The organism is Altererythrobacter chaiwopuensis, from assembly GCF_054957755.1.
Map to the genome: position 1 here is coordinate 2,079,609 of NZ_JBTXJG010000001.1, position 26,442 is coordinate 2,106,050.

25 protein-coding genes are annotated in these 26,442 nt (G+C 62.6%); 14 read left to right on the plus strand and 11 right to left on the minus strand.

Going from position 1 to position 26,442, the window contains the following annotated elements:
• Positions 1 to 141 precede the first annotated feature (141 nt).
• Complete coding sequence (locus ACX2DJ_RS10240) at positions 142 to 2,250, plus strand: prolyl oligopeptidase family serine peptidase (RefSeq protein ID WP_462572424.1); 2,109 nt, start codon at positions 142 to 144, stop codon at positions 2,248 to 2,250.
• A 194-nt stretch (positions 2,251 to 2,444) separates the two neighbouring features.
• The gene (locus ACX2DJ_RS10245; protein ID WP_462572425.1) at positions 2,445 to 2,726 is read left to right on the plus strand and encodes a DUF1153 domain-containing protein; all 282 of its coding nucleotides are present in this window, start codon (positions 2,445 to 2,447) and stop codon (positions 2,724 to 2,726) included.
• A 34-nt stretch (positions 2,727 to 2,760) separates the two neighbouring features.
• Here ACX2DJ_RS10245 and ACX2DJ_RS10250 read toward each other — a convergent pair whose 3' ends face one another.
• Positions 2,761 to 2,985, minus strand: coding sequence for an HNH endonuclease (locus ACX2DJ_RS10250; RefSeq protein WP_462572426.1), 225 nt, complete (start codon positions 2,983 to 2,985; stop codon positions 2,761 to 2,763).
• 61 nt (positions 2,986 to 3,046) lie between these two features.
• Entirely contained in the window at positions 3,047 to 4,408 is a 1,362-nt protein-coding gene (glmU, locus tag ACX2DJ_RS10255; RefSeq protein ID WP_462572427.1) for a bifunctional UDP-N-acetylglucosamine diphosphorylase/glucosamine-1-phosphate N-acetyltransferase GlmU, read from the minus strand.
• Between the two features lie 59 nt (positions 4,409 to 4,467).
• Here glmU and ACX2DJ_RS10260 point away from each other — a divergent pair, with 59 nt between their 5' ends.
• From ACX2DJ_RS10260 to ACX2DJ_RS10270, 3 genes are all read left to right on the plus strand, one after another.
• On the plus strand, positions 4,468 to 5,151 hold the full coding sequence (locus ACX2DJ_RS10260; RefSeq protein ID WP_462572428.1) for an HAD-IA family hydrolase: 684 nt from the start codon (positions 4,468 to 4,470) through the stop codon (positions 5,149 to 5,151).
• Between the two features lie 134 nt (positions 5,152 to 5,285).
• Positions 5,286 to 6,215, plus strand: a complete 930-nt coding sequence (locus tag ACX2DJ_RS10265; RefSeq protein WP_462572429.1) for an SDR family NAD(P)-dependent oxidoreductase — start codon at positions 5,286 to 5,288, stop codon at positions 6,213 to 6,215.
• Positions 6,216 to 6,284: 69 nt separating this feature from the next.
• Entirely contained in the window at positions 6,285 to 7,355 is a 1,071-nt protein-coding gene (locus ACX2DJ_RS10270) for a hypothetical protein (protein WP_462572430.1), read from the plus strand.
• 62 nt (positions 7,356 to 7,417) lie between these two features.
• Here ACX2DJ_RS10270 and ACX2DJ_RS10275 read toward each other — a convergent pair whose 3' ends face one another.
• Genes ACX2DJ_RS10275 through ACX2DJ_RS10290 form a run of 4 tightly spaced genes read right to left on the minus strand, consistent with a single transcriptional unit; the run spans position 7,418 to position 10,424 of the window.
• Complete coding sequence (locus ACX2DJ_RS10275) at positions 7,418 to 7,771, minus strand: DUF2794 domain-containing protein (RefSeq protein WP_462572588.1); 354 nt, start codon at positions 7,769 to 7,771, stop codon at positions 7,418 to 7,420.
• Positions 7,772 to 7,782: 11 nt separating this feature from the next.
• Complete coding sequence (gene epsC / locus ACX2DJ_RS10280; RefSeq protein ID WP_462572431.1) at positions 7,783 to 8,493, minus strand: serine O-acetyltransferase EpsC; 711 nt, start codon at positions 8,491 to 8,493, stop codon at positions 7,783 to 7,785.
• Positions 8,494 to 8,519: 26 nt separating this feature from the next.
• Positions 8,520 to 9,137: an HdaA/DnaA family protein gene (locus ACX2DJ_RS10285; RefSeq protein ID WP_462572432.1), complete on the minus strand. Its 618-nt coding sequence runs from the start codon at positions 9,135 to 9,137 to the stop codon at positions 8,520 to 8,522.
• Between the two features lie 6 nt (positions 9,138 to 9,143).
• Positions 9,144 to 10,424: a heavy-metal-associated domain-containing protein gene (locus ACX2DJ_RS10290; protein WP_462572433.1), complete on the minus strand. Its 1,281-nt coding sequence runs from the start codon at positions 10,422 to 10,424 to the stop codon at positions 9,144 to 9,146.
• Positions 10,425 to 10,497: 73 nt separating this feature from the next.
• Here ACX2DJ_RS10290 and purM point away from each other — a divergent pair, with 73 nt between their 5' ends.
• Positions 10,498 to 11,604, plus strand: coding sequence for a phosphoribosylformylglycinamidine cyclo-ligase (purM, locus tag ACX2DJ_RS10295; RefSeq protein ID WP_462572590.1), 1,107 nt, complete (start codon positions 10,498 to 10,500; stop codon positions 11,602 to 11,604).
• Complete coding sequence (gene purN / locus ACX2DJ_RS10300) at positions 11,597 to 12,202, plus strand: phosphoribosylglycinamide formyltransferase (protein WP_462572435.1); 606 nt, start codon at positions 11,597 to 11,599, stop codon at positions 12,200 to 12,202. The genes purM and purN overlap by 8 nt, the downstream gene beginning before the upstream one ends.
• On the opposite strand, the gene mddA is transcribed toward purN, so the two are convergent.
• The 4 genes from mddA to ACX2DJ_RS10320 form a co-directional block, all read right to left on the minus strand.
• The gene (gene mddA, locus ACX2DJ_RS10305) at positions 12,199 to 12,936 is read right to left on the minus strand and encodes a methanethiol S-methyltransferase (RefSeq protein ID WP_462572436.1); all 738 of its coding nucleotides are present in this window, start codon (positions 12,934 to 12,936) and stop codon (positions 12,199 to 12,201) included. The two genes, purN and mddA, sit on opposite strands and share 4 nt — an antisense overlap.
• 144 nt (positions 12,937 to 13,080) lie before the next feature.
• Complete coding sequence (gene ndk, locus ACX2DJ_RS10310) at positions 13,081 to 13,503, minus strand: nucleoside-diphosphate kinase (protein ID WP_462572438.1); 423 nt, start codon at positions 13,501 to 13,503, stop codon at positions 13,081 to 13,083.
• A gap of 96 nt (positions 13,504 to 13,599) precedes the next feature.
• Entirely contained in the window at positions 13,600 to 14,046 is a 447-nt protein-coding gene (locus ACX2DJ_RS10315) for a DNA polymerase III subunit chi (RefSeq protein ID WP_462572440.1), read from the minus strand.
• 44 nt (positions 14,047 to 14,090) lie between these two features.
• On the minus strand, positions 14,091 to 15,557 hold the full coding sequence (locus tag ACX2DJ_RS10320) for a leucyl aminopeptidase (protein ID WP_462572441.1): 1,467 nt from the start codon (positions 15,555 to 15,557) through the stop codon (positions 14,091 to 14,093).
• A 114-nt stretch (positions 15,558 to 15,671) separates the two neighbouring features.
• On the opposite strand from ACX2DJ_RS10320, the gene ACX2DJ_RS10325 reads away from it, so the two are divergent.
• The 5 genes from ACX2DJ_RS10325 to ACX2DJ_RS10345 all read left to right on the plus strand — a co-directional run bounded on the left by ACX2DJ_RS10325 (position 15,672) and on the right by ACX2DJ_RS10345 (position 21,835).
• Positions 15,672 to 17,987 carry an LPS-assembly protein LptD gene (locus ACX2DJ_RS10325; protein WP_462572442.1) on the plus strand — a complete coding sequence of 772 codons (2,316 nt, stop codon included), beginning with the start codon at positions 15,672 to 15,674 and terminating at the stop codon, positions 17,985 to 17,987.
• A 236-nt stretch (positions 17,988 to 18,223) separates the two neighbouring features.
• The gene (locus ACX2DJ_RS10330; protein WP_462572591.1) at positions 18,224 to 19,516 is read left to right on the plus strand and encodes a peptidylprolyl isomerase; all 1,293 of its coding nucleotides are present in this window, start codon (positions 18,224 to 18,226) and stop codon (positions 19,514 to 19,516) included.
• Complete coding sequence (gene pdxA, locus ACX2DJ_RS10335; protein ID WP_462572443.1) at positions 19,513 to 20,544, plus strand: 4-hydroxythreonine-4-phosphate dehydrogenase PdxA; 1,032 nt, start codon at positions 19,513 to 19,515, stop codon at positions 20,542 to 20,544. The genes ACX2DJ_RS10330 and pdxA overlap by 4 nt, the downstream gene beginning before the upstream one ends.
• Positions 20,537 to 21,358 carry a 16S rRNA (adenine(1518)-N(6)/adenine(1519)-N(6))-dimethyltransferase RsmA gene (gene rsmA / locus ACX2DJ_RS10340; protein ID WP_462572444.1) on the plus strand — a complete coding sequence of 274 codons (822 nt, stop codon included), beginning with the start codon at positions 20,537 to 20,539 and terminating at the stop codon, positions 21,356 to 21,358. Before pdxA ends, rsmA begins: the two co-directional genes overlap by 8 nt.
• Positions 21,359 to 21,439: 81 nt before the next feature.
• The gene (locus tag ACX2DJ_RS10345; protein ID WP_462572445.1) at positions 21,440 to 21,835 is read left to right on the plus strand and encodes a PilZ domain-containing protein; all 396 of its coding nucleotides are present in this window, start codon (positions 21,440 to 21,442) and stop codon (positions 21,833 to 21,835) included.
• 8 nt (positions 21,836 to 21,843) lie between these two features.
• On the opposite strand, the gene ACX2DJ_RS10350 is transcribed toward ACX2DJ_RS10345, so the two are convergent.
• Positions 21,844 to 23,940, minus strand: coding sequence for a malate synthase G (locus ACX2DJ_RS10350; protein WP_462572446.1), 2,097 nt, complete (start codon positions 23,938 to 23,940; stop codon positions 21,844 to 21,846).
• A gap of 171 nt (positions 23,941 to 24,111) precedes the next feature.
• On the opposite strand from ACX2DJ_RS10350, the gene ACX2DJ_RS10355 reads away from it, so the two are divergent.
• Both ACX2DJ_RS10355 and ACX2DJ_RS10360 read left to right on the plus strand, forming a co-directional pair.
• Positions 24,112 to 25,326, plus strand: a complete 1,215-nt coding sequence (locus tag ACX2DJ_RS10355; protein WP_462572448.1) for a hydrolase — start codon at positions 24,112 to 24,114, stop codon at positions 25,324 to 25,326.
• Positions 25,323 to 26,339: an arginine N-succinyltransferase gene (locus ACX2DJ_RS10360; RefSeq protein ID WP_462572449.1), complete on the plus strand. Its 1,017-nt coding sequence runs from the start codon at positions 25,323 to 25,325 to the stop codon at positions 26,337 to 26,339. Before ACX2DJ_RS10355 ends, ACX2DJ_RS10360 begins: the two co-directional genes overlap by 4 nt.
• The last annotated feature ends 103 nt before the right edge of the window (positions 26,340 to 26,442 follow it).

Below are 26,442 nucleotides of genomic sequence, written 5' to 3' on the forward strand. Positions count from 1 at the left end.
GGGTCGCCCTTTTCATTTGCGGAACCGATACAAGGTAGTAGGATTATCCGCATTGCAGCCCCAAGGCGGGCTCTGGTCGCTTTCCCGTGGAGAGGATTTTTGAAACTTGTTTCCAAACTTGCTTTGGCAGGTGCGCTTGCCATGACAACCGCAACCGCGTCAGCCGACAATCACATCGACGAGACGGGCATCCCCGGCGCCGAGCAGGATCCCTATATCTGGCTCGAGGAAGCGCGCGATCCCAAGGCGCTTGAATGGGTCGAGAACGAAAACACCCGCACACTGGAAGCTTTCACCGGTGATCCGCGCTTCGAGAAGCTGAAGGCCGAAGCGCTGGCGATCTTCGACAGCAATGACCGCATTCCTTTTGTCAGCTTTCGCCCCGATGGGCTCTATAATTTCTGGCAGGACAAGGCCAATCCCAAGGGGCTGCTGCGCCGCACCACACTGGAAAGCTACCGGACCGAAGAGCCGCAATGGGAAGTGGTGCTGGATGTGGACGCGCTGGCCAAGGCAGAAGGGCGCGAATGGGTATACCAGGGTTCGACCTGCCTGCCGCCCGATCAGCGCCACTGCATGATTGCACTATCCGATGGCGGCAAGGATGCCACCGTGCTGCGCGAATTCGACACCCACACCAAAAGCTTTGTGTCTGCCGATTCTGGGGGCGGGTTCGAATTGCCCGAAAGCCAGGGTAACATCCAGTGGGTTGACCGGGATACACTCCTCGTCACGCGTAACTTCAGCGACGAGCTGAAAACCGAAAGCGAATATCCCTATACCACTCGCGAATGGAAGCGCGGCACAAGCATCGATGAGGCACCGGAAATCTTCCGCGGCTCGCCGAAAGACGTGTGGTCGGGTGCCAGTCTGCTGCGCGATGGCAAGGCGGTGATCCATGGCATGACTGCCTTCCGCGCGGTGAGCTTCCATGAAACCGAACACTATTTCCAGAAGGACGGCGAATGGCTGCGACTCGACATTCCCCTCAAGGCATCGCCCTATGGCATTGTCGACGGGCACATCCTGTTCTCGACCGATGTCGATTGGGAAACGCAGGGTCAGGTATTCCCGGCGGACTCGCTGGTCGCGGTCAATCTGGAGGAATGGAAGGCTGATCCCAACGGCGCGAAAAAGACGCTGGTATGGGCACCGGGTGAACGCCAGACCAGGCAGGGCGGATCGATTACCCGCAACTCGCTGTTTGTCAGCATGCTCGACAATGTGGTGGGCAAGGTTGTGCGGTTCGATTTCGAGGATGGCCAATGGGTGCTCTCGCCGGTCGACCTGCCCGACAATGCGACGCTGGGAATTGCCGCTTCGTCGGATGAAACCGACCAGATCATGTTCACGGTAACCGATTTCCTCCATCCGACGACGTTATATTATGCTGATGGAGGCACCCCTGCACCCATCAAGACCTCGCCCTCCTATTTCGATCCCGCCGGCATGGAGGTAGAGCAGCACGAGGCCACATCGGCTGATGGCACGAAAATTCCCTATTTCATCGTCAAGCCCAAGGGCATGAAAATGGACGGCTCCACCGCCACGCTGCTGACCGGCTATGGCGGGTTCCAGGTGCCGCGCCTGCCCGGTTATCTCGGCTCTACCGGCAAGCTGTGGCTGGAAAATGGCGGCGCTTATGTGCTGGGCAATATGCGCGGCGGGGGCGAGTTCGGGCCGAACTGGCACCAGAGCGCGATCCGCGAGAACAAGCAGCGCACCTGGGATGACTTCATCGCCATTGCCGAGGACCTGGTGGCGAAGGGCTTCACCAGCCCTGAGCATCTTGGCATTCAGGGCGGTAGCCAGGGCGGGCTGCTGGTGGGCACGGCCTTTACCCAGCGGCCGGACCTGTTTGGCGCAGCAATCGTTCAGATCCCGCTATTCGACATGCTGCGCTATCACCTGATCGGGCGCGGCGCATCATGGATCGGCGAATATGGCGATCCGCGCATTCCCGAACAGCGCGCCTGGATCGAGGGCTATTCGCCCTATCAGAAGATCGTGGAGGACGTCGATTACCCCGCGCCGTTCCTGTGGGCCTCGACCGCGGATGACCGCACCCATCCTGCCCATGCACGCAAGGGCGCGGCCAAACTCAAGGCACTGGGCCAGCCATATTATTACTATGAGGAAACGACCGGCGGCCATTCGGGCGGAGTTGACAATGAGCAGCGCGCGCAGCTCCAGGCACTGCAATATGTCTACCTCATGCAGCGGCTGATGGATGAACCTGCGGCGAAGTAAGGCCCGCTCGTCGGCGCAGTATTAAGGGGGCGGGCCAAGGCGGCTCGCCCCTTTTGCGTCGTGCACCAACGATCCACCGCAACGCAGGCACGATTGGGATGGCTAATGCGCCCTAAACCAATGCTGATAGGCTGAAATTAACCCACGAAACCGATGATTTACGGGCAATAGGGGGGCCATAACGGAGAAGTACCATGCCCTATGCCCCGCACGAGACCGTAGCTGACGCAATCAGGCGCGCCGGCCTGCCCAAATCGCATGACATCAACTGGACTGAGGCGCGCAAGGCCGAGGTTGTTCGCGCGGTGCGTGACAAGCTGATAAGCTTTGACGAAGCGCGCTGGCGCTATCTGCTCAGTCACAGCGAATTTCGCCAGTGGGAACGGCAACTCGGCCCGCGCCATGGCGACGCCGCACAACCAAAAAAGCCTCCCGAAGCGCGCCAGCGCGACTGCCAGCCGCGTGAAAAGGCCTGAGTACCGGCGACCCTGGCCAGCCGCCCGCTTTTGCTCACCTAATCCTGGTTGGTGCGTGAAAGTCGGGCGGCTTGGTGCTTACCCATTTAACGAATTTCGCGATCTCGGGATGCGCGCGGATCGCCGCCAGATCATCCCCCATCCGGCCGAGCTGCGCATTGGTGAAGTTGGTGTGAATGGCCTGGTGGCAGATCGCGTGCACAGGCACCTTGATCCGGCCCTTCTTCGCCCTGGGCACCGGATGATGCCATTGGATCAAGGTTCCGAAGGGCCGATCGCACAGCCAACAAGCAAGCTGGTCATCACCGCACACAGGCGTCTCAATCCTTCTTCTGCTGTGCGGCTTTTTTCTTTTTCATCGTATCGTGGAATCGGTCTGCCCAGCCCGGTTTCACAATCTGCTCGCCGCGCACCATCCGCAAATCACCGTCGCCCACATCGCTGCTGACTGCGCTGCCCGCCGCAACAATCGCGTCCGCGCCGATCCGCACCGGCGCGATCAGCGCGCTGTTCGAACCGATAAAAGCGCGCGGCCCAATCTCGGTGCGGTATTTGAAATAACCGTCATAATTGCAGGTGATGGTACCCGCGCCGATATTGGCATATTCGCCCACCGTCGCATCGCCGAGATAGGTGAGGTGGTTTGCTTTCGCCCCCGCCCCCAGCGTCGCAGCCTTCATCTCGACGAAATTGCCCACCTTGCTGCCCTGCTCCATCACCGCGCCGGGCCTGAGGCGGGCAAAGGGCCCGACCGAGCAGCCTTCGCCCACACTGGCACCCTCGAGATGGCTGAAGGCGTGGATCGTCGCCCCGTCAGCAACGCTGACACCGGGGCCGAACACGACATTGGGCTCGATCGTTACATCGCGGCCAAGCTGCGTATCATGCGAGAAGAACACCGTTTCAGGCGCGCGCAGGCTTGCCCCATCGGCCATCGCAGCCTCGCGGCGCGCGGCCTGCCACTGCGCCTCGGCGGCGGCGAGTTCGGCGCGGCTGTTGATGCCGGTCACTTCGCCCGGATCATCGCAAATGACCACCGCGCAGGTTCGCCCGTCGGCAATCGCGATATTGACTACATCGGGCAGGTAATACTCGCCCTGCGCATTGTCATTGCCAACCCGCTCCAGCAGCGTGAACAGATCGGTACTGCGCGCCGCGAGCAGGCCCGAATTGCACAGGCTGCAATTGCGCTCCACCTCGCTCGCATCCTTGAATTCCACCATCTTCGAGATCGTGCTGGCCTGATCCGCGATCACGCGCCCGTAATGCCCCGCATCGGCAGGCTCGAAGCCCAGCACCACCACCGCCGGATCACCTTCGCCATGCAGCCGCGCCAGCATCATGCGCATGGTATCGGCGCGCACAAAGGGTACATCGCCATAAAGCACCAGCACATCGCCGCTGAAACCGGCCAGCGCGCCTTCGGCCTGCTGCACCGCATGCCCGGTGCCCAATTGCGGCTCCTGCTTCACCGTCAGCGCACGCCCCGCCATCGCCCCTTCGATCTGCTGCGCCTTGTCGCCCACCACCACCACAGTCTGCTTGGGGGTCAGCTCTCCCAGCGAAGCAAGCAGATGATCGAGCATGGGGCGCCCCGCGATCGGGTGCAGCACCTTGTGCAGGTCGCTCTTCATGCGGGTACCCTTGCCTGCGGCAAGAACGATTGCGGCTAAATCTCTCATCCGCGCTTCATGGCACCAAACGCTTGCGGTTTGAAGAACCATCCGCCACCGCAGCACCCATGGCTGATTTTCCCTTCCAGGGCGTGGGCTTCGATCTCGATGGCACGCTGCTCGATACCTTTCGCGATCTTGGCGCGGCAGTGAACCATGCGCTTGAGCTGGGCGGGTTGGATCCGGTGCCGGTCGGCTCGTCCAAGGACCTGATCGGCGGCGGTGCCAAGATCATGTTGGCCAGGGCTGTCGATGCGCAGGGCGGCATGCCAGAGGATGATTTCCGCGCGCTCTACAAGGCCATGCTGGCCTATTATGCCGACCACAATGCGGTCTACACTCGCCCCTATCCGCACGCGGAGCAGGTGCTGAGCGAGCTCGCCAGGCGCGGGGTGCAGATGGCAGTGGTGACCAACAAGTTTGAAGGATTTGCCACCAAGGTGCTGACCGAACTGGGCCTGGCGGATCATTTCGTGGCGATCATCGGCGGCGATTCGATGGGCCGCGGGCCAGATGGCAGCTATCTCGCCAAGCCGGCGCCCGATCCGGTCATCGAGGCACAGCGGCGCTGCGGCGCGGAAAGGTTCGTGTTTGTCGGCGATTCGACCTATGATGTGCGCGCCGCGCGCGGGGCAAATGTGCCAGTGATTGCGGCGGGATACGGCTATTGCGACCGCGCCCCGCACGAGCTGGGCGCCGATGCTGTAATCGATTCGCTCAGCGAGCTGATTCCCGCGCTGGAACGGCTCTGAATCGGGCAAATTGACCCTACGGCATAGCGCTTTGGCCATTGTGCGGTTGCAAGAATGGCACGAAACTGCCAACCCGCCGCACAGATTGACGCAAACGTAAGGCCAGGTACTGGCTGGAAGCAGGAGAAACCCCCATGAGCATCGATTTCAAGGACAAGGTTGCGATCGTCACCGGCGCTGGCGGCGGGCTGGGCCGTGAATACGCGCTGGAGCTGGCGCGCCGCGGCGCAAAGGTCGTGGTCAACGATCTCGGCGGCTCGCGCGATGGCACCGGCCATTCGGACATGGCGCTCAAAGTGGTCGAGGAAATCGAGGCCATGGGCGGCGAGGCCATGTCGAACGGCGGTTCGGTCACCGAATACGAGCAGATGGAAAAGATGGTTGCCGACGCCAAGCAGAAGTGGGGCGGCGTGCATGTGCTGATCAACAATGCCGGCGTGCTGCGCGACAAGACCTTCGCCAAGATGAGCCCCGAAGATTTCGAATTCGTGCTCAAGGTGCACCTGACCGGTTCGGCCTTCGTCACCAAGGCGTGCTGGGAAACCTTCCGCGAGCAGGCCTATGGCCGCATCCTGATGACCGCATCCTCAACCGGCCTGTTCGGCAATTTCGGCCAGGCCAATTACGGCGCGGCGAAGCTGGGCCTGGCTGGCCTGACCAAGACGCTGCAGCTTGAAGGCGCGAAATACAACATCAAGGTCAACTCGCTCTCGCCCGTCGCGGGTACGCGCATGACCGAAGACCTGTTTCCTGAAGAAGCCTTCAAACTGTTCGATCCGGTCAACGTGGTTCCGGCCGCGCTGTTCCTCGTCAGCGAAGACGCCCCGACCAATGCGATCGTGGGCGCTGGTGCGGGCGGCTATCACTCTTCGTGGGTGGTGATGAACGATGCCGTATGGCTGCCCGAAGGCCAGCGCACGGTCGAAGGTTTTGCCGAGAACTGGGAAAAGATCTCCTCCTTCACCAACCTCACCGCCCCGCAGAGCGGCAGCGAACAGAGCGCCAATATCCTGAAGGCAATGCAGAAGGTGACAGGCACCGGCCCGGCCAGCGCGCGTGGGTGATGGCTGCTGTATTGACACAGTAATACACTAGGCGTATCTCTCCCCCATCAACAGGGAGAGGTACGCCTCATGTATACAGAAGACGATCTGCGCCAGGCAGTCGCGAGCGGCGCGATCAGCGTTGCCGCGGCAGATGCATTGCGAAACTCGGTGCGCCAGATGCGCAATGCGCCCGCCACTGACGAAGAACATTTCCGCCTGATCAACAGCTTCAACGACATTTTCGTCACCATCGCCGCAGTGCTGCTGCTGGTGGCGATGGGCGGCATCGGCCAGGCGCTGATGCCGGTGGGCGACGGCCCGCCCCCGCTTGCAGGCCTGCTGATCGCGGGCGCAGCCTGGGGTATGGCCGAATATTTCACGCGGCAACGCCACATGGCGCTGCCCAGCATCGTTTTGCTGCTGGCCTTTGTCGGTGGTACTTTCGTAACCTTGCTGGGGCTGATCCTGCTGGTGTTCGGCGGCGATGATTTCGGCGCGAACAAGGTTTTGCCGGGATTGCTGATCTCTGGTGCAGCGCTGGTCACAGCTGGGGCCGCCTGGATGCACTGGCGCCGCTTCATGGTGCCGATCACCGTTGCAGCGGGCGCTGCCGCGCTGGCTGTGGCCGCCATCGGCCTGATAGTGACCGCCATCGGCCCTGCACTGGTCAACGAAACAATCCTGCTGCCGCTAGTCTTCGTTGCCGGGGTGGCAATTTTCCTCGTCGCCATGCGCTGGGACACGAGTGATCGCGAGCGCCAAACGCGGCGCAGCGACGTGGCCTTCTGGCTGCACCTGCTCGCCGCACCGATGATTGCGCACCCGCTGTTCCACTGGCTGGGTGTGACCGGCGGCGAAAATATCGGACTGGGCGCGGCAATTGGCGTGCTGGTGGTCTATGTCGCAATGGGCGTGGTTGCCCTGGCGATCGATCGCCGCGCACTGCTGGTCTCAGCGCTGGCCTATGTTCTAGCTGCGCTCACCTTCCTGTTCGACCGCTTCGGTGCGGTGGAACTCAACGTCGCGCTTACTGCGCTGGTGATCGGCTCGGCATTGCTGACGCTCTCGGCCTTCTGGACGCCGATCCGCCGCGCCGTGGTGCACCCGCTGCCGCAAGACTTGCAGGCGCGCCTGCCGGCAACTGCCGCTGCTGCCTGAGATCAGGTTTCGCAATCAACCGAAGGGGGCTCGCGCGGCGGCGCGGGCCCTTTTCATTTTTGCTAGCCCTCGACCGCTTTCATCAACCGCCGCTCTACCAGCGCCAATACGCCCGCAAGTTCGTGACCGCGCTTGAGGACATGGCCATGCTCGCCGAACAGCGTCCACATACCCTGCCGATTGCGCAATGCCGGTCGCTTCTCGAGCCGAGCCTGTGGATGTTCGGCAGTACGGCGGAAAGCGGCAAACACCGCTACATCGCGGGTAAAGTCCATCGCATAGTCGCGCCACTCACCGGCGGCGACCATGCGGCCGTAAAGGTCAAGGATACGCTGCAACTCGGCACGATCGAAGCCGATCTGGCCTGCCACACGAGGGGGAAAGGCAACGACCGAGCCGGGCTGGCCGGATCGCATACCCGAATTCATCAATCGTCAGTCCCGCTGCGTGACGATAAGGCCGGTGGAGATACAGCTTCCCTGATTGCCGCGATTTCCGCCTTTAGCATGGCGATCTCGCCTTCAAGCTTCTCCACGCAATCGCGGCCTAACTTGCCCGTTTCCGCGCACGGATCGTCACACGGCGTGCCATAGGGGATAAACTCACGCACCCATTCTTCTGCCGATACCAGGGTTGACCGCGCCTTTAGGCCGATCATCGTCGCCCCTTCAGGCACCTCGTCTGTCACCACCGCATTGGCGCCTATTCGCGCCCGTTCACCCACAGTGATCGGGCCGATAATCTGCGCACCCGAACCGATAATGACATTGTCGCAAATGGTGGGGTGGCGCTTACCGCCCTTGCCATTGGCCGGATTTGTGCCGCCCAGGGTGACGCATTGGTAAATCGTCACATTATCACCGATCTCCGCAGTTTCGCCGATCACCGTGAAGCCATGGTCGATAAAGAAATTTCGCCCGATCTGTGCGCCTGGATGGATGTCAATCGCCGTGAGGAAACGTGAGAAGTGGTTCACCAATCGTGCCAGGAAGAACAGCTTTGCCTCAAACAGCCAGTGCGCAATCCGGTGGAAGAACAGCGCCCAAACACCTGGATAAAAGAGGATTTCCCACCGCGATCGCGGTGCCGGATCGCGCGCGTGGACAGAGTCAAGATAGGCTTTGAGCCGGTCAAACATGGTCAAATACTCCCACCAAACGCGCTTCAAAGCAAGCGTGCCTGCTCCGGCCCCTGTACGGCCTCCAATGCATCACGCCACAGAGACATGGTGGCAGGTGATTTGCGTTCAAGGCTGAGGCGGTCGATTGCGGCAACAAGTCTCTCGATATCGGCAAAGCTGCGTTCGGCGCGGGGCACGAGATATTCGAGCGCGCCATCGGCCAGCGCGAGCCCGCGCTGCTGCGCAATCGCCTCGATCAGCCGGGCCACCATATCATCATCGGGAACGCCGATTTCGAGCTGCAGCGAACCGCCCAGCCGCGACCGCAGATCGGGCAGCGCAATTTCCCACGGCTGTTTGTTCGAGATAATCAGCAGCGGCTCATCGCTGGCCTGCGCGCGGTTCCAGCGGTGGAACAGCTCTGCCTCGTCCCTGCGCTCGGCATCGTCGATTACCGCTATACCCTGCCCTGCGGCCCATTGGCCCAGCAGCGATTTGCCGGAACGCGGCGGGCCGGTGAGAACGGCGCTGTTGAAGGGCCAGCCTGCGGGCTTGGCCAGCGCTTCATAGGCGGACTGGTTGGCATTTCCGATCATTACGCGGCTGGGCTTGCCGCTGCCGGGAAGCGTCAGGGGAAGTGCAATTTGGGACGGCACGGCCACATCCGCTCAACGGCTGATAGCAAGCGCGTCAGAGCCCTGCTGCACTGTGTAGCCGCGCGCGCGCAGCGCCGCAGCAAGTTGGCCAAGCGAGCCGGCATAGCTCACCGTCATTACCGAGGTTCCGCCAAAGGCAAGGCTGGTGGTGGCCGCCCCTCGCACACCGGGAACGCCGCGGACGGCTGCCAGCGTGGCATCGATCGATGCCGCATCGGGGCTTGCGAATTGCACGACATAGGCACTCACAACCGCAGTTGCCGGAGCCTCGCTTGGCCCGGCGGCGGGCCCTGTGCGCATTGCCTCCGCCTCCATCGCTGCCTCGCGAGCCTCGATAGCGCGGCCAATCTCGATCAGCCGGGCGATCGCGGGATCGACGATCATCGCTGTGTCATCGTCAAGTGTGGGATCCGGCCTCAGCACCCCGCGATCGAGCGCATCCTCGAACAGCCGGTCAAACCGCCGCACTGCCTGTCCCAGCATATCCGGCAATTCCGCGGGAGAATCGGCGCTCATGCGGAAACTGTCGAGATAGCGATTGTCGGGCCCATATCGTGCGGTGAAGGTGCCATTCACGGGCCCACCGGGATAGCTGTATTCGAGCATGGCGACCGGCATCAGTACATCGGCTGCACCGAACTGGTCCAGCACAACCCGCCACCACGCGCGGCTGCGGCGCATCGTTTGCCCATGGTTGAGCAGCAGCGAATCTCCCCCTGCCCCGGCCGGGCGGAGGTAATTGACCCGGCTTGTGCCCGGATTGAATTCGGCCCAGGCGCGCTGCCACGGGTTGCGCACTTCGTACATGGTGAATGTGCCCGCACTGGCGACCACCGGCAGCAGCAGCATGGGTGCCGAAGGCCGCCCGCCCTCTCCGCCGCCCAGATATTGCGCAGCGCGGGTGCGATCAAAGATCACCCCCAGCTTCGCCTGATAGCGACGGGGACCGATCAACTCGCGTTCGATCACCACTGCCGAAACCATCGCTTCTATATCGCGCTGCGGCAAGTCGGGGCCATTGATTTGCTTCCACGCCTTGCGCTGCGCCTCACTCCAGCCGCGCTCGCGCGCTTCCTCTGCACTGTCGGCGCTCACATCCACCTCGATCCCGCTGACTTCGATGTCGCTGCTGGCTGCAACCGGGGGAATGCCGCGGTCGCCCGCCACCTGCGCCACCAGGGCCGCAAAGCCCAGCGCCAGTGTGAGGAACAAGCCTAGTCCCAGCCCGGTACGCACAAAGTGGCGGCTGGAAAGCGTTGGCGTCAGGCGCAAAAGGGAAAGGAATGCGGTCATCGGGGAAAAGCTGACGCCTTTTGCCCAAAGGCGAGTGGAATTCCAAGCGCGAAAGGCTAAAGCGATGCACATTATGGCAATCAGCGACAAGCCGCCCGCAAATTACACCTATGAAGACGCCGGAGTCTCGATCGACGCGGGTAACCGCCTGGTCAAGGCGATCGGGCCGTTGGTCAAGGCAACCAGGCGCCCGGGCGCAGATGCCGAGATCGGCGGTTTCGGCGGGTTCTTCGATCCCAGGGCAGCCGGATACCGTGATCCATTGCTGGTCGCTGCCAATGATGGCGTGGGAACCAAGCTCAAGCTGGCGATCGATTCCGGCCGCCATGACACAGTCGGCATCGACCTTGTCGCCATGTGCGCCAATGATCTGATCGTGCAGGGCGCAGAACCGCTGTTCTTTCTCGACTATTTCGCCACCGGCAAGCTTGACAACGGCGTGGCCGAACGGGTCATCGCGGGGATCGCCGAGGGCTGCAAACAGGCGGGCTGCGCACTGATCGGCGGCGAGACGGCGGAAATGCCCGGCATGTACAGTGCGGGAGACTACGACCTGGCGGGTTTCTGCGTTGGTGCGGTCGAGCGGGGGGAGCAGCTGACGGGCGAGAAGGTGGCACCGGGCCACGTGCTGATCGGCCTTGCTTCCTCGGGCGTCCATTCGAACGGCTATTCGCTGGTTCGCCGCCTTGCCGCCGACAAGAGCTGGAAGCTTGACCGCCCCGCCCTGTTCGATGCGGACCGTTTGCTGATCGATGTGCTGATCGAGCCGACGAAAATCTATGTCTCCAGCTTGTTGCCGCTGATCCGCGAAGGGCTGGTGGACGCCCTGGCGCATATCACCGGCGGCGGATTGCTCGAGAATATCCCGCGCATCTTGCCCCAGGGCGCGCATGCCGTAGTCAATGCCGATAGCTGGGAGCAGCCGCGGCTGATGGCCTTCCTGCAGGCGCAGGGCAATATCGAGCCGGGCGAGATGGCGCGCACCTTCAATTGCGGCATGGGAATGGTGTTGGCGGTTGCACCGGACAAGGTCGAAGCAGTGCTCGAGCGGCTCGGCGCAGCGGGTGAGACCGCCTTCATGATTGGCGCGATCGAAGCAGGCGAGCGCGGCTGCACCGTGCGCGGCACTCAGGGCACGTGGAGCGCCAAGGCCGAATGGAGCGCAACGCATAATGCCTGAAACGGGGCCTGAAACGGGGCCTGTAAAGGCAAAAGTTGCGATTTTCATCTCCGGTAGCGGGACCAATATGGCCGCGCTGCTCGATGCCAGCCGCCTCGACGGCTGCCCCTACGAGATTGTGCTGGTCGCGAGCAACAATCCCCAAGCCGCCGGTCTGACCTTGGCCCGGGCCGAAGGGATCACCACTTTCGCGCTGAGCCACAAGGGCATGACGCGTGCCGAACATGACGCGGCGATGGAAGGCGCGGTGCGCGCAGCAGGCGCGCAATATATCGCACTGGCAGGCTATATGCGGATCCTGTCAGATGAGTTTGTCACTCGCTGGGAAGGGCGAATGCTCAACATCCACCCCTCCCTGCTGCCCAGATACAAGGGGCTGGACACCCATGCCCGCGCAATTGCCGCAGGTAACAGCCATGGCGGCGCGACAGTCCACCTCGTCACGCCCGAACTCGATTCGGGTGCGATCCTCGATCAGGTCAAAGTGGCGATCCTGCCCGATGACACGCCCGAAACCCTGGCCGAGCGGGTCAAGCTGGCCGAACACCAGCTCTATCCGCGCGCGCTGGCCGCCTATGTTTCGCGGGCCGGGGGTTAGGAGGCCTTGCCGATCCCCGGGATGAACGCCCCCACCCGCTTGCGATACTCGGCATATTCTTCGCCAAATACCGCCTGCAAGTCCCGTTCCTCGTAGGCAATGCCGATCATGATATAGATGGTGAAGCCCGTCGCCGCGAGCAGGTGGCCATAACTCATGTCCGGCGCTGCCCAGAAGGCGATGAAGAACCCGGTGTAGATCGGGTGACGCACCAGCTTGTAGAAAAACGGGGTACGCATTCGGGAAGGTGCGGCGGTCTTGCCGGTGAGATGGTGCCAGGCCTGCTGCAATCCGAACAGCTCGAAATGGTTGAGCAGCCAGGTCGATATGAACAGGATGGTCCAGCCCAGCCAGAACAACCCCCAGATCGCCATGCGGGCGGTGTCATTTCCAACCGACCAGATAAATCCTTCGATCGGATGCCAGAAACTGAAGATCATCGCCAGCACCAGTGCGGTCACGAGGCAATAGATGCTGCGTTCGGACGCAGCGGGTATCAGTTTTGTCAAGCCCGCCTTGAACCCCTTGCGTGCCATTACGGAATGCTGGATGCCAAACAGCGCGATCAGCCCGGTATCGATCAGCGCAGCGGTCAGGGGCGGTGCAGCCAGCCCCTTGTCGACATGCGTCGGCATGAATTCGAATCCGCCTACCCAGCCGACCAGATAAACAAAGCTTGCGAAAAACGCGGCGTAGCAGATCAGCGCCGCCGCCATGACAATCACTCGTCCCATAACTCCTCCCCGAGTGGAACCAGCGACCCTCGGATCAAGGTACCATTTGTACGCCCGCATTGCGAATCACCGGCTCGCGCAGCCGAATCAAAAAGGGCCGCCTCAAACGGAGCGGCCCCTTGAAAAGCTTGATACGGCCGGGTTTCAGCCGACGATTTCTTCGGGCTTGAAGAAGAACGCGATCTCGATCGCGGCGTTCTCGTCGCTGTCCGAACCGTGGACCGAATTGGCCTCGATCGATTCCGCATGAGTCTTGCGGATGGTGCCTTCGGCAGCATCGGCCGGATTGGTGGCGCCCATGATGTCACGGTTGCGCTTCACCGCGTCTTCGCCTTCGAGCACCTGCACCACCACCGGGCCGCTGATCATGAAATCGACCAGCTCGCCGAAGAAGGGGCGCTCCTTGTGCACCGCGTAGAAGCCTTCGGCCTGTTCGCGCGTCATGTGGATCCGCTTCGAGGCGACAACACGCAGGCCGGCTTCTTCCAGCATCCTGGTGATCGCGCCGGTCAGGTTGCGGCGCGTGGCATCGGGCTTGATGATCGAAAAGGTGCGGGTAACCGCCATTGTTCGTGTTCCTTGCGATTTGGGGGCTGTTCTGGAGTTGCGCGCGCCACTAGCGCCGTGCTGCAGCCACTGCAAGCCCTGTGCGCAACGAACGGGTCAACCGCCAGCCCGCCAGCGCCCGCCTTCATCCTGCTTGTGGATCTCGCGCGTCACGCCCTCGGCATCGTCAAGCTCGCGCCACAGCGCGCGCGCTGCCCCGGTTTCCGCTGCACCGAACAGCAGCAGCGCGCGGTCGAATTGCAGCGCTTCGGGGCGCCACTTCCCGTCGGCAAGCAGCACCATGCGGGCACCATTGGCTGCCTCAGCCCGGTCGGAAAGCAGGATCGGCTGGCGTTCGGCGTGCGCGCCATCGGCTTCGCCATTGGCGAGGAATTCTTCCGGCCCGGCGCGCCACAATTCACGCCCGATTACCGCGCGCTGGCCCGGATCCTCGCTCACCACCAACAGGCGCTGGCCCGCTTGTATCACCTTGCGTGCAAGCATCACCGCGACCCGTTCGACCGGATCGCGGCTGAGCTGGTAGAAATCGACGCGCGTTGTCACGCCCGCCTTGCCCCTGCGCACTTCAAGAGCAGGCGCACCGCGGCCTAACCCTTCAGCGCATTGCGGACAAAGCGGTCAAGCAAGCGCACGCCATATCCGGTTGCGCCCTTGTCCCAGGTGCGGCCCGGCTTGTCCGCCCACACCATGCCCGCAATATCGAGATGCGCCCAAGGGGTGCCATTCTCGATGAAACGCTTGAGAAATTGTGCCGCCGTGATCGAACCCGCTTCGCGCGGGCCGATGTTCTTCATGTCCGAAATCGGCGAATCGATCAGCTTGTCATAGGCCGCGCCCAGCGGCATCCGCCATAGCTTGTCGCCCACGCCCTTGCCCGCTTCAAGCAGGTCATCGGCCAGATCGTCATCATTGGCGAACATGCCGCCATGCTCATGGCCGAGCGAAATGATCATCGCACCTGTCAGGGTTGCAAGGTCGACGATCAGCGAGGGCGAGAATTCGCGCTGGGTCCAGGTCAGCGCATCGCACAGCACCAGCCGCCCTTCGGCATCGGTGTTGAGCACCTCAATCGTCTGACCGCTCATCGAGGTCACGATGTCGCCCGGGCGCTGCGCCTTGCCATCGGGCATGTTCTCGACCAGGCCGACCACGCCGATGATATTGGCCCTGGCCTTCCGTTTCGCGAGCGCCAGCATCGCGCCCGCGACTGCGCCTGCGCCGCCCATGTCCCACTTCATGTCCCACATGCCCGCACCGGGCTTAAGCGAAATCCCGCCGGTGTCGAAGGTTACCCCCTTGCCTACGAAGGCAACCGGCGGATCGCCCGCATTGCCGCCCAGCCACTTGATCGCCAGCAGGCGCGAAGGCTGTTCACTGCCCTGCCCCACGCCCAGCAGCGCGCCCATGCCGAGCTTTTCCATTGCCGCTTCGTCCAGCACCATCAGCTCTGCGCCGGTTCCGGCGAAGCGCTCTTCGCAGCGTTCGACGAAGCTGAGCGGATAAATCTTGTTGGCAGGCTCGGCCACCAGTTCGCGAGTGAACTCTACACCTTCGGCCACCGCCGCCGCATCGGCCCATGCCTGCTCCGCACCATCAGGCGCGGAAATCACGGTTACGGTCGCGAGCGTCCTCTTCTGTTCGTCCTTCATCCGCGTGCGGTATTCGTCATGCCGCCAGCCGCGCAGGCGCAGGCCCAGCAACACGGCCGCGGCACCTGCCGCATCGACCCCGCTGCCCGCGAAATCGAGCACCAGATCGGTCTCGCCCGAAGTAAGATACTTGGCAGCGAGCGCCGCACCGGCCTTTTCCAGCCCTTCTGCGCGCTTGTCAGCCGTGGCGTTGGCATCGCCCATCCCGGCCAGCGCCACGCGAACCACCTGCCCGTCACGTTCAACAAAGCTTTCAAAGAATTGCCCGGCATTGCCCTTGAATCGCGCTGCTGCGGCGCCATCGACAATCGGGCGTTCAAGCCGCGCAGGAAGATCGTCCTTGTTCGCCAGATAGGCTATCAGTCGGGCGTTGGCGGGCGCGGTGTCACTGAAATTAATCTGCATGAGTACTCCGAAAGGGATGATTGCTTGCACAGGCAAGGCGAGCGGAGCGCCGCACAGCGACCCGCCGGTTAATGGCGATTGCGATTAGGCGCGAGCGGTGCGATAGGCAAGACCATGTCCCCGCCGCCGCAGCAATGCCTGCACGCCTCCTTTTGCCGCTTGCCTGTGATCGGCGCCGCCTGTGCCGTTCTGGTACTTGCCGGTGCCTATCCGGCGATGGCGCAGGACGAACCGGCATCCGTCCTGGAAGGCACGCCCCCGCACGCCAGCATGGCGCCGGACCTTGCCGCCGGGGATGCGCCCGGTGATCAGGTGCCCCGCAGTGATGGGCGCACGGTAAAGTTCGAAGCCAACAATCTCGAATATGACAATGAGGCAGATGTCATAACTGCGAGCGGCGATGTGCTGCTTTCGAGCGAGGACCAGTCGGTCCGCGCCGATCAGGTGCGCTGGGACCGGCGCCAGGGCACGATCTATGCCGATGGCAATGTCCGCCTGGTCGATGCCGGCGGGAATCAGCTGTTCACTGAGTCGGTCGAGTTAACCGATCGCTTTGAGGCCGGGGCGATGGGCGAGTTGCTGGTTGCCCTGCGTGCCGGTGGCAGGTTGGCAGCGCGAGCGGGCGAGCGCGGCGAGGATGGCACCGTGGTGTTGCGTGATGCCACCTACGCAGCGTGCCCGGACATCACACCGGAAGGCTGCGGCAGATCGCCAAGCTGGCGTATCACCGCCAGACGGATCGTGTTCGATCCATCCGAAAGCCGGGTCAGTTTCAATGGTGCAGTGCTCGAATTGTTCGGCGCGCGTATCCTGCCGATGCCCGGGCTCGCATTCCGCACAGACGGGCGCGCCGTCTCCGGCTTCATTATGCCCGATCTGCGGGTCTCGCAATCAAACGGCGTTGAAGTCAGCGGCAGCTATTACTGGCGCCTGGCCGACAACATGGACCTGACATTAGGAACCTATGCCTACACCGAGGTCGCACCGATGGTTTCGGCCGAGTGGCGCCACCAGGTCGACCGCGGCGCCTATCAGATCACCGGCTTTGCCACGCACAGCCGCCGCATTTCCAGCTTTACCGGCGAGCCGGAAACCGAACGCGATCTGCGCGGCTATCTGTTCGCCAATGGCCGCTTCCAGTTCACACCCGAATGGAGCGTAACCGGATCCCTGCGGCGCGCCAGCGACCGCACTTTCCTGCGCCGGTATGACATCAGCCGCGATGACCGCCTGCGCTCGACCGTCAACATCGAACGGATTGACAGCCAATCCTATTTCTCCCTGGCTGGCTGGGCAACGCAGTCGCTTCGTCTTGAGGCGTCGCAGGGCCAGGTTCCGGTGGCGCTGCCGGTCATGGACTATCGCCGACGCCTGACCGATCCGATCGTGGGCGGCACAGTCGAATTCCAGGCCAACACGCTCAGTCTGACCCGCCGCGACGGGCAGGATACGCAGCGTGCCTTCGCATCGGCCCGCTGGGACATGCGGCAGCTGACCCCGTTGGGCCAGCTCGTGACCGTCACAGCCCTCGCCCGCGGTGACGTTTATCACAGCGACGAGAACTTCCTTACCCCAACAGAAGTCTATCGCGGCATTTCAGGCTGGCAGGGCCGTGCAGTCGCGGTTGGCGCGATCGACGTCGAATGGCCTTTTGTGGGCGAAGCATTTGGCGGCACGCAAGTGCTCAAGCCGCGGCTGCAACTGGTTGCCACGCCGCCGATCCGCAACATGGCGATCCCCAATGAAGATGCGCGCGCAATTGATCTGGAGGATTCGAACCTGTTTGCGCTTAATCGCTTCCCTGGATATGACCGGGTGGAAGATGGGGTGCGGCTGACCTACGGGCTAGACTGGGAGCTTCGGCGCCCCGGCTGGCGGATAAAGAGCACGGTCGGCCAATCCTATCGCTTCGACACAGCAGGAGCGATCCTGCCCGACGGCACCGGCTTGTCGGAGCGCAAGTCTGACTATGTCGGGCGAACCGAGGTGCGCTTCCGCGATTTCGTCAAGTTCACGCACAGGTTTCGCCTTGACAAGGACAAGCTGCAGATCCGCCGCAATGAATTCGATGCGACGGTGGGCGATGAACGCACCTATGTCGAAGTCGGCTATCTTCGCCTCGATCGCAATATCGAGGCATTCGAGGATTTGCAGGACCGCGAGGAATTGCGCGCGGCAGGTCGCCTCGCTTTTGCGAGGTATTGGTCAATTTTCGGCTCTGGCGTCATCAACCTGACTGATCGTGACGAAGACCCGCGCTTTTTAAGCGATGGCTTCGATCCAATCCGCACGCGGCTCGGCATCGCCTATCGCGACGAAACGCTTGAACTGGGCCTGACCTGGCGGCGCGACTTTGTGACCGCTGGCGACGCCCAACGCGGCGATACGTTCCAGCTGACCTTCGCCTTGCGCAACTTCGGGCTGCGCTGATGTGGCAATCGCCGCGTGCCTGCCGGGGGACCGTATTGCAATCCTGCGTTGGCACGCGGGGGCAAACCCGTTATCTGGTCCGCCACTTACCGGCACCCGATCGGCTCAGCCAGCGTTAAGCCGCGGCTTGCCAGTGGTGGAATGACAAATTTGGCGCTGACCAGCGCAGCAGATGGAATGAACGCGTGACACGCATAAAGCTCAATAATGTCCTTTTTTCGCTGGCGGCAGCCGGCATGATCGCCGCGCCTGCCGGGCTTGGCGCGCAGAATGCCCCGCCGATCGACGATCCGCTGGGGATCCCGGCGAACATCTCGATCATGGGAAAGGCCAATCCCAATGTCCGCACCGCTACCGCAATCGTCAACGGACAGGTCATCACCGGAACCGATGTTGAACAGCGCGTAGCGCTCGTGATTTCGGCGTCACGCAACGAGATCAGCGAAGGGGAAATGCAGCGGCTGCGCACGCAGGTGCTACGAAACCTGATCGACGAGACGCTGCAGATTCAGGCTGCCAGTTCGCAGGAGATAACAGTCTCTCAGGCCGAAGTTGACCAGCGATACAATGCCCTTGCCGCACAGAATTTCGGCCAGGAGCCGGGGGCGATGGATGAATATCTGCGCTCGATCGGATCGTCGCCCGCGTCGCTGAAGCGACAGATCGAAGGCGAGCTTGCGTGGCAGAACCTGCTCCGCCGCAATATCTCGCCATTCGTCAATGTCTCGGAAGAAGAGGTCAACGAACTGCTCAAGCGGATGGAGGATTCGCGCGGAACGGATGAATTCCGGCTTGGCGAGATCTTCCTTTCGGCTACCCCTGAGAACCGCGATGCTGTGCTCCAGAATGCCCAGCAGATCATGGAACAATTGCAGCAGGGCGGCAGCTTCGTTGCCTATGCGCGGCAATTTTCCGAAGCCTCTACCGCTGCTGTTGGCGGGGATCTGGGTTTCGTGCGGCTGGGCCAGCTGCCCAGCGAACTCGCCATTGCGGCACAGCAAATGCAGCCCGGCCAGCTATTTGGCCCGGTCGAGATTCCCGGCGGTTTTTCGATCCTGTACCTGATCGACAAGCGCCAGGTGCTGATGGCTGACCCGCGCGATGCCTTGCTCAGCCTGAAGCAGATCTCGATCAGTTTCGCTCCCGGCCTGACCGACGAAGAAGCCGTCGCACAGGTTGATGCCTTTGCTGCGGGAGTGCAGACGATGCGCGGCTGCGGCGATGCCGATGCAGCAGCGGCGGCCCTGGGCGCCAATGTCGTTACCAACGACCAGATTCGTGTGCGCGCGCTGCCCGAGCAGCTGCAGAATATCGTGCTCAACCTTCAGCTTGGCCAGTCCACCCCGCCGTTCGGATCAATCGAGGAAGGCGTGCGCGTGCTGATGCTGTGCGGACGCGACGATCCGCAGGTCGATAGCGGCCCCAGCTTTGACCAGTTGATGGGCCAGCTCGAAGATGAGCGCATCAACAAACGCGCACAGCGTTACCTGCGCGATCTGCGCAACGACGCCTTCATCGAATACAATTGAGCGCTCTGAAGCCCGCGCCGATCGCCGTTTCGCTGGGTGATCCGGCGGGCGTTGGGCCGGAACTGATCATTGCCGCCTGGGCGCTGCGGGCGAAATCGAAACTGGCCCCGTTTTTCGTGGTTGGCGGGGCAGATATACTCGCCGAAGCAGCGCAAAAGCGGGGCATCGATTGCCCGATAATCGAGATTTCCGAACCGACTGAAACCGCGGCAGCTTTTGCCCGCGGCCTGCCGGTAATCGGCGGCACTTCTACCGCTGGTGCGGCCGCGCGCTATACTCCAGGCCAACCTGACAGTGCGGGTGCGCGGATGGCGCTGGCATCGCTCGGCGAGGCTGCACAGCTCACTGTCAGCGGGCGAGCCAGTGCCATGGTGACCGCCCCGATTGCCAAGGCCGAACTGGCCAAAATTGGCTTCGCATTTCCCGGCCAGACAGAGTTTCTCGCCAACGCCTGCGGCGTACCGGAACGTGACGCAGTGATGATGCTGGCAGGGCCAAGCCTGCGAACGGTGCCGCTGACCGTGCATTGTGCGATTGCGGACGTGCCGGGCTTGCTGAGCATCGAGCTGATTTGCCACAAGGCGCGGATTACCGCCGCCGCATTGACGCGCAATTTCGCGATCGAGCGCCCCCGCCTGGCCATTGCCGGGCTCAATCCGCATGCCGGTGAAGGCGGGCGCATGGGGCACGAAGAGATCGACATTATCGCGCCCGCTATTGCAGTACTGCGGCAGGAAGGGATCGATGCCACCGGCCCTCATCCTGCCGATACGCTGTTCGCCCCGCACAAGCGCGCCAGCTATGATGTGGCGCTGGCGATGTATCATGACCAGGCGCTGGTCCCGCTGAAAGCGCTCGATTTCGATCAGGGCGTCAATGTCACGCTGGGCCTGCCGATCATCCGAACCTCGCCCGATCACGGCACCGCCTTCGACATCGCGGGCACAGGCTTGGCCGATCCCGGCGCCATGGTGGCGGCGATCCGCATGGCGGGCGAGATGGCAGCGCGGCGATCGGCGCATGGCTGACCTGCCTCCGCTACGCGAAGTCATAGCCAGGCACGGGCTCAGCGCATCCAGGGCGCTGGGGCAGAATTTCCTGTTCGATGCGCAATTGCTTGACCGGATCGCCGCGATTCCCGGCGATCTGCATGGCAAGGCGGTGCTGGAAGTCGGCCCCGGTCCGGGCGGCCTTACCCGCGCGTTGCTTAAGGCGGGGGCGCGAGTGACCGCGATCGAGATGGACCGGCGCTGCCTTCCCGCGCTGGCCGAACTGGGTGAAGCCTATCCCGGCCAGCTCAACGTAATCGAAGGCGATGCGTTGAAGTTCGACCATGGCGCGCTGATGCAGGGTGAACCTTTCGCAGTGGTCGCCAACCTTCCCTACAATGTTGGCACCGCACTATTCGTGAAGTGGCTGGGCGGAGAAGCATGGCCGCCGCAGTGGAGTTCACTCACGCTGATGTTCCAGCTCGAGGTTGCGCAGCGGATCGTGGCCCATCCCGGCAACGGCACCTATGGGCGTCTTGCCGTCCTGGCCCAATGGCGTAGTGACGCCAGGCTGGCGATGAAGGTGCATCGCAGCGCCTTCACACCCCCGCCCAAGGTGATGAGTGCAGTGGTGCATGTAACTCCGGGCGCGGCCCCTGCGGGCGTATCGGCGCGCACGCTCGAACGGGTTACAGAGGCCGCCTTCGGCCAGCGCCGCAAGATGCTGCGCCAAAGCCTGAAAGCTGTACCCGGCGCGCTCAATGCACTGGAAAGGCTGGGAATAGACCCGCAACGCCGCGCCGAAACACTTAGCGTTGAAGAGTTTGTCTCGCTCGCCGCCGAATTTGGTTAATTTCGACTAACCTAGCTTGCCAATCCTTCTTCATCGATGTCCTGCCATCACGCTGTTCAAATCAATGGAGAAAAGCGAGCGATGAGCCTGTACGAAGCAAGATTGCGGGCCGCTCAGACAGAGCGGCGGCGTAACGTCAGGTTCACCATCGACATTCCCGTGTGCTTTCGCACCATCGCAGGCGATCGCCCGTGCCACATGGCCAATATCTCTGACAGTGGGGCAAAGCTGGAAACCAGTGCTCCGCCGCGCGAAGGGGTGACGGGCTGGCTGGTGCTCGGCAATGAAGAGATATTCTGCAAGGTGATCTGGACGAGCGAGACGGCCTGCGGTGTCGAATTCGAACGCACGCTGGGGCAGGACCGGCTGATTGGCATAGCTGGCGAAAAAGTGAGCCAGGGAGGCCCAATCGCCAATGCCGGCAATATCCAGATGGGCCGCCGCCGCGGCGGGCGGCTGGTCGCAAGCGGCGGCTGAACCGGTATCTAACCCGCCTTCCTGACCTGTCGCCAGTGGTGCAGCAGCGGCTCGGTATAGCCCGAAGGTTGCTCCACACCCTTGAACACCAGATCGCAGGCGGCGCGGAAGGCAGGGCCGTCCTCATTGCCGACCAGCGGCGTGTAGAGCGGATCACCGGCGTTCTGGCCATCCACCTTGGCCGCCATGCGCCGCAGCGAATCCCTCACCTGGTCTTTGCTGACCACGCCGTGCAGCAGCCAGTTGGCCATATGCTGCGAGCTGATGCGCAAGGTCGCGCGGTCTTCCATCAGGCCGACATCGTTGATGTCAGGTACCTTTGAGCAACCCACGCCCTGGTCGATCCAGCGCACGACATAGCCCAGCAACCCTTGCGCATTGTTGTCCAGTTCCTCGCGCAGCTCATCTTCGGACCAGTTGGTGCCTTCGGCGAGCGGAATGGTGAGCAGATCGCCCAGCGGCGGAATTTCACCCAGCCCGGCCTGCTCGGCAAAGACATTGCACTGGTGGTAATGCAGCGCGTGGAGCGTTGCCGCAGTGGGTGAAGGCACCCAGGCGGTGTTCGCGCCCGCCTTGAGGTGGCCGATCTTCTCTACCATCATCTGCTTCATCAGATCGGGCGCGGGCCACATCCCCTTGCCGATCTGCGCGCGGCCTGAAAGCCCATGCCTGAGGCCGATCGCGACATTGCGTTTCTCATATGCGGCGAGCCATTTCGATGCCTTCATCTCCGCCTTGCGGACCATCGGCCCGGCCTGCATCGAGGTGTGGATCTCGTCCCCCGTACGGTCGAGGAAGCCGGTGTTGATGAACACCACACGGTCCTTCACCGCCGCTATACAGGCACCGAGATTGGCGCTGGTGCGCCGCTCCTCGTCCATCACGCCAACCTTGATCGTGTGACGGGGAAGCGCCAGCAGGTCCTCCACCGCGTCGAACAGATCATTGGTAAAGGCGCATTCCTCCGGCCCGTGCATCTTGGGCTTGACGATATAGATGCTGCCCGTTTTCGAGTTTCGATAGCGACCGTGGCCTTCGACATCGAGCGCGCCGATTGCGCTGGTGAAGACTGCGTCCATGATACCTTCCGGCACCTCGCCGCCATCAGCCAGCCTGATTGCCGGGTTCGTCATCAAATGGCCGACATTGCGCACGAAAAGCAGGCTGCGCCCGGGCAGGCTGTGGGAATTGCCCTCGCGATCGGTATAATGCACGTCTTCAGCGAGCTTGCGGGTGAGCGTGCGCCCACCTTTGTCGAAGCTTTCCTCCAGATCGCCGCGGATCACGCCGAGCCAGTTGGAATAGGCATTGAGCTTGTCTTCGGCATCGACCGCAGCGACCGAATCCTCGCAGTCGCAGATCGTGGTCAGCGCGGCTTCGCAGATGATGTCAGCAATGCCCGCCTTGTCGGTCTTGCCGACCGGATGATCGCGGTCGAACACCACTTCGATATGCAGGCCGTTGTTCCTGAACAGCAGCCCGCGTCCGGTCTTGCCGATATACTGGCTTTCGTCCTGCAGCTTGCCATCATGCTCGTCAGCAACATCGGTCCAGCTCTGGCCCACCAGCGGCAGCGCTTGATCCAGAAATTCACGCCCGCGCGCGATCACCGCAGCGCCGCGTTCCTCGTCATAACCACCTGGCCGCGCAGGCGGCGCATTGAGTGCGTCGGTGCCATAGAAGGCATCATACAGGCTGCCCCAGCGCGCATTGGCAGCATTGAGCAGGAAACGCGCATTGAGCATCGGCACCACCAGCTGCGGCCCGGCCATCGTCGCAATTTCGGGATCGACATTCTGCGTGCCGATAATGAAATCATCCGGTTCGGGCACAAGATAGCCAATCTCGCGCAGGAAGGCCTGGTATTCCTGGCTGTCGAGCCGCTTGCCGCGCCGTTCCCTGTGCCAGGCGTCGATCATGGCCTGCAGTTCGTCGCGCTTCGCCAGCAGCGCGCGGTTGCGCGGCGCGAAGGTGCCTAGAAGCGCAGCAAAGCCACTCCAGAAAGCCGCGACATCGCGCCCCAGCGGGCGCAAGACTTCACCTTCGATGAATTGGGCAAGCCTCGAATCGATCTCGATCCCGGCGCGGTTGACATATTCGCTCACAGATTCCTCGCACATTGGGCTCGCCGGCGCGCGGCAAGCGGGTTTTCAGCCAGTTTCCCGGGGAGGATTGGCGCGGGCTATGGCCAAAGCGCCCCGTCATTGCAACCGCTAACAGGAGTTTGCGCAGTGGCATCTTGGCCTTGGCCCGCCGCGCCGCTAGAGCGGTAACAGATGCAACAAACCTCAACCACCAGCGCCGCCGCCCTGGCCGAGCGGATCGATGGCACTGCCATGCTCGGGCAGGTGCAGGAATGGGGCGCGATCAACACCGGCACCGCCAATCTGGAAGGGCTGGCAAGGCAGGCCGAAGCGCTGGTGGATGCCTTTTCCGCATTGCCGGGCGAAATCGAGCTGGTCGATCCGGCGCCGGTTACCGCGATCGACAGCACGGGCCGCGAGTTCGCAAAGCCGCATGGGCGGCACATGGTGCTGCGGGTGCGCCCCCAGGCCAATCGCCGCCTGCTGTTCACTGGACACATGGACACCGTGTTCCCGGCAGATCACCCGTTCCAGCAGCAGCAATGGCTCGACGATGACACGCTAAACGGCCCCGGCGTGGCCGATATGAAGGGCGGGATCGCGGTAATCCTCCACGCGCTCATGGCGGTCGAGGCAACCGGCGCGATCGGCTCGCTCGGCTATGACGTGATGATCAATTCTGACGAGGAAACCGGCTCGCTGGCGAGCGCTGGTCTGATCGCCGAACTGGCGCAGGGGAAGCTAGCCGCGCTGACTTATGAACCCTCGGCCTTGCCTGACGGTACCCTGGCGCATGAGCGCGGCGGCACGGGGAATTATTCGATAAGCTTCACCGGCAAAAGTGCACATGCCGGGCGCAACCCGCATGAGGGCCGCAATGCGATCGTAGCGGCGGCGGATCTGATCTTGCGGCTGAAGGCGATGGAACATGCTGACCTGACCGTGAACCCGGCCAAGCTGGAAGGCGGCGCGGCGAACAATGTCGTGCCCGATAACGCGGTGCTGCGCTTCAATATACGCCCCAAATCGACCGCGGCGATGGAAGCGTTCGAGCGCAATCTCGCCGAAGTCCTGCACGCGATCGAGCGCAAGCACGAAGTTGGCGTCCACCGCCATGGCGGCGTGACCCGCCCGCCCAAGAGGGTTGACGCGCGCGCGCAAGCGCTGTTCGATCTGGTCAAGGCATGCGGCGCCGAGCTGGGCCAGGACATCCGCTGGCAATCTACCGGCGGCGTGTGCGACGGCAACAATATCGCCGCCTGCGGCGTGCCCGTGGTCGATACGATGGGCGTGCGCGGGGGCGCAATCCATTCGCCGCAGGAATTCCTGATCGTGCCCAGCCTGGCCGAACGTGCCGCACTTTCCGCTCTAGTCATCACCCGCATTGCCAATGGAGAACTCTATTGACCTTCCGCCTGCGCGCCGCGCGCGCTGACGATCTTGAACCGCTGTATGAAATGGCCAAGCTAACCGGCGGCGGCTTTACCAACCTGCCGCCCGATCGCTCTGCGCTGGCCGCCAAGCTGGCGCGCGCTAGCGAGGGCTTCGCCAATGACAGCGATGAATTGGCTGACGAGCAATTCGTCCTGGTGCTGGAAAATGCCGAGACGGGCACCATCCGAGGCACCTGCCAATTGATGACCAATGTGGGCCAGCGTTGGCCGTTCTATTCGTATCGTCTCAACACGCTGACCCAATATTCGCAGGAACTTGACCGCACGGTGCGCGCCGAACTGCTGAGCCTGGTGACCGATCTTGAAGGTTCGAGCGAAGTCGGCGGACTGTTCCTGCACCCAAATGAGCGCGCTGGTGGACTGGGCCTGCTGCTCGCACGCAGCCGCTATCTGTTCATCGCCACGCATCGCCGCCGCTTTGCCGACCGTGTGCTGGCCGAGCTGCGCGGGATCATCGACGAGCGCGGCGGATCGCCCTTCTGGAACGGGGTCGCGGGCCGCTTTTTCGGGATGAACTTCCAGGAAGCAGACTATTTCAATGCCATCAACGGCAACCAGTTCATTGCCGATCTGATGCCCAAGCACCCGGTCTATATCGCCATGCTTGACGACGATGCCCGCAGCGTGATCGGCGTGCCTCACCCTACCGGTCGCGCCGCAATGCGCATGCTTGAAAACGAGGGTTTCCGCTACGAGCAATATGTCGACATTTTCGATGGCGGGCCCACCATGACAGCGCGGACTGACGAAGTGAAAAGCGTCAAGGAAGCGCAAGCGCACCAGGTTTCCGACGTCAATCTGGATCAGGGCGAACGCGCGATCCTGGCCACTGGAAGGCTCAGCAGCTTTCGCGCTTGCTACGGCGCGCGCAAGATCAAGAAGGATGGCACGATTTCGATCGATTCCTCGGCTGCCGATGCACTTGATGTAAAGCGCGGCGACACGGTGTGGAGCGTGGTCCGATGATTGGAATTCGTCACTGCGAGCCGCAGGCGAAGCAATCCATGGCCAAAGTTAGCGACCTGACGCGACCTCACTTCATGGATTGCCGCGTCGCCCTCCAGGCTCC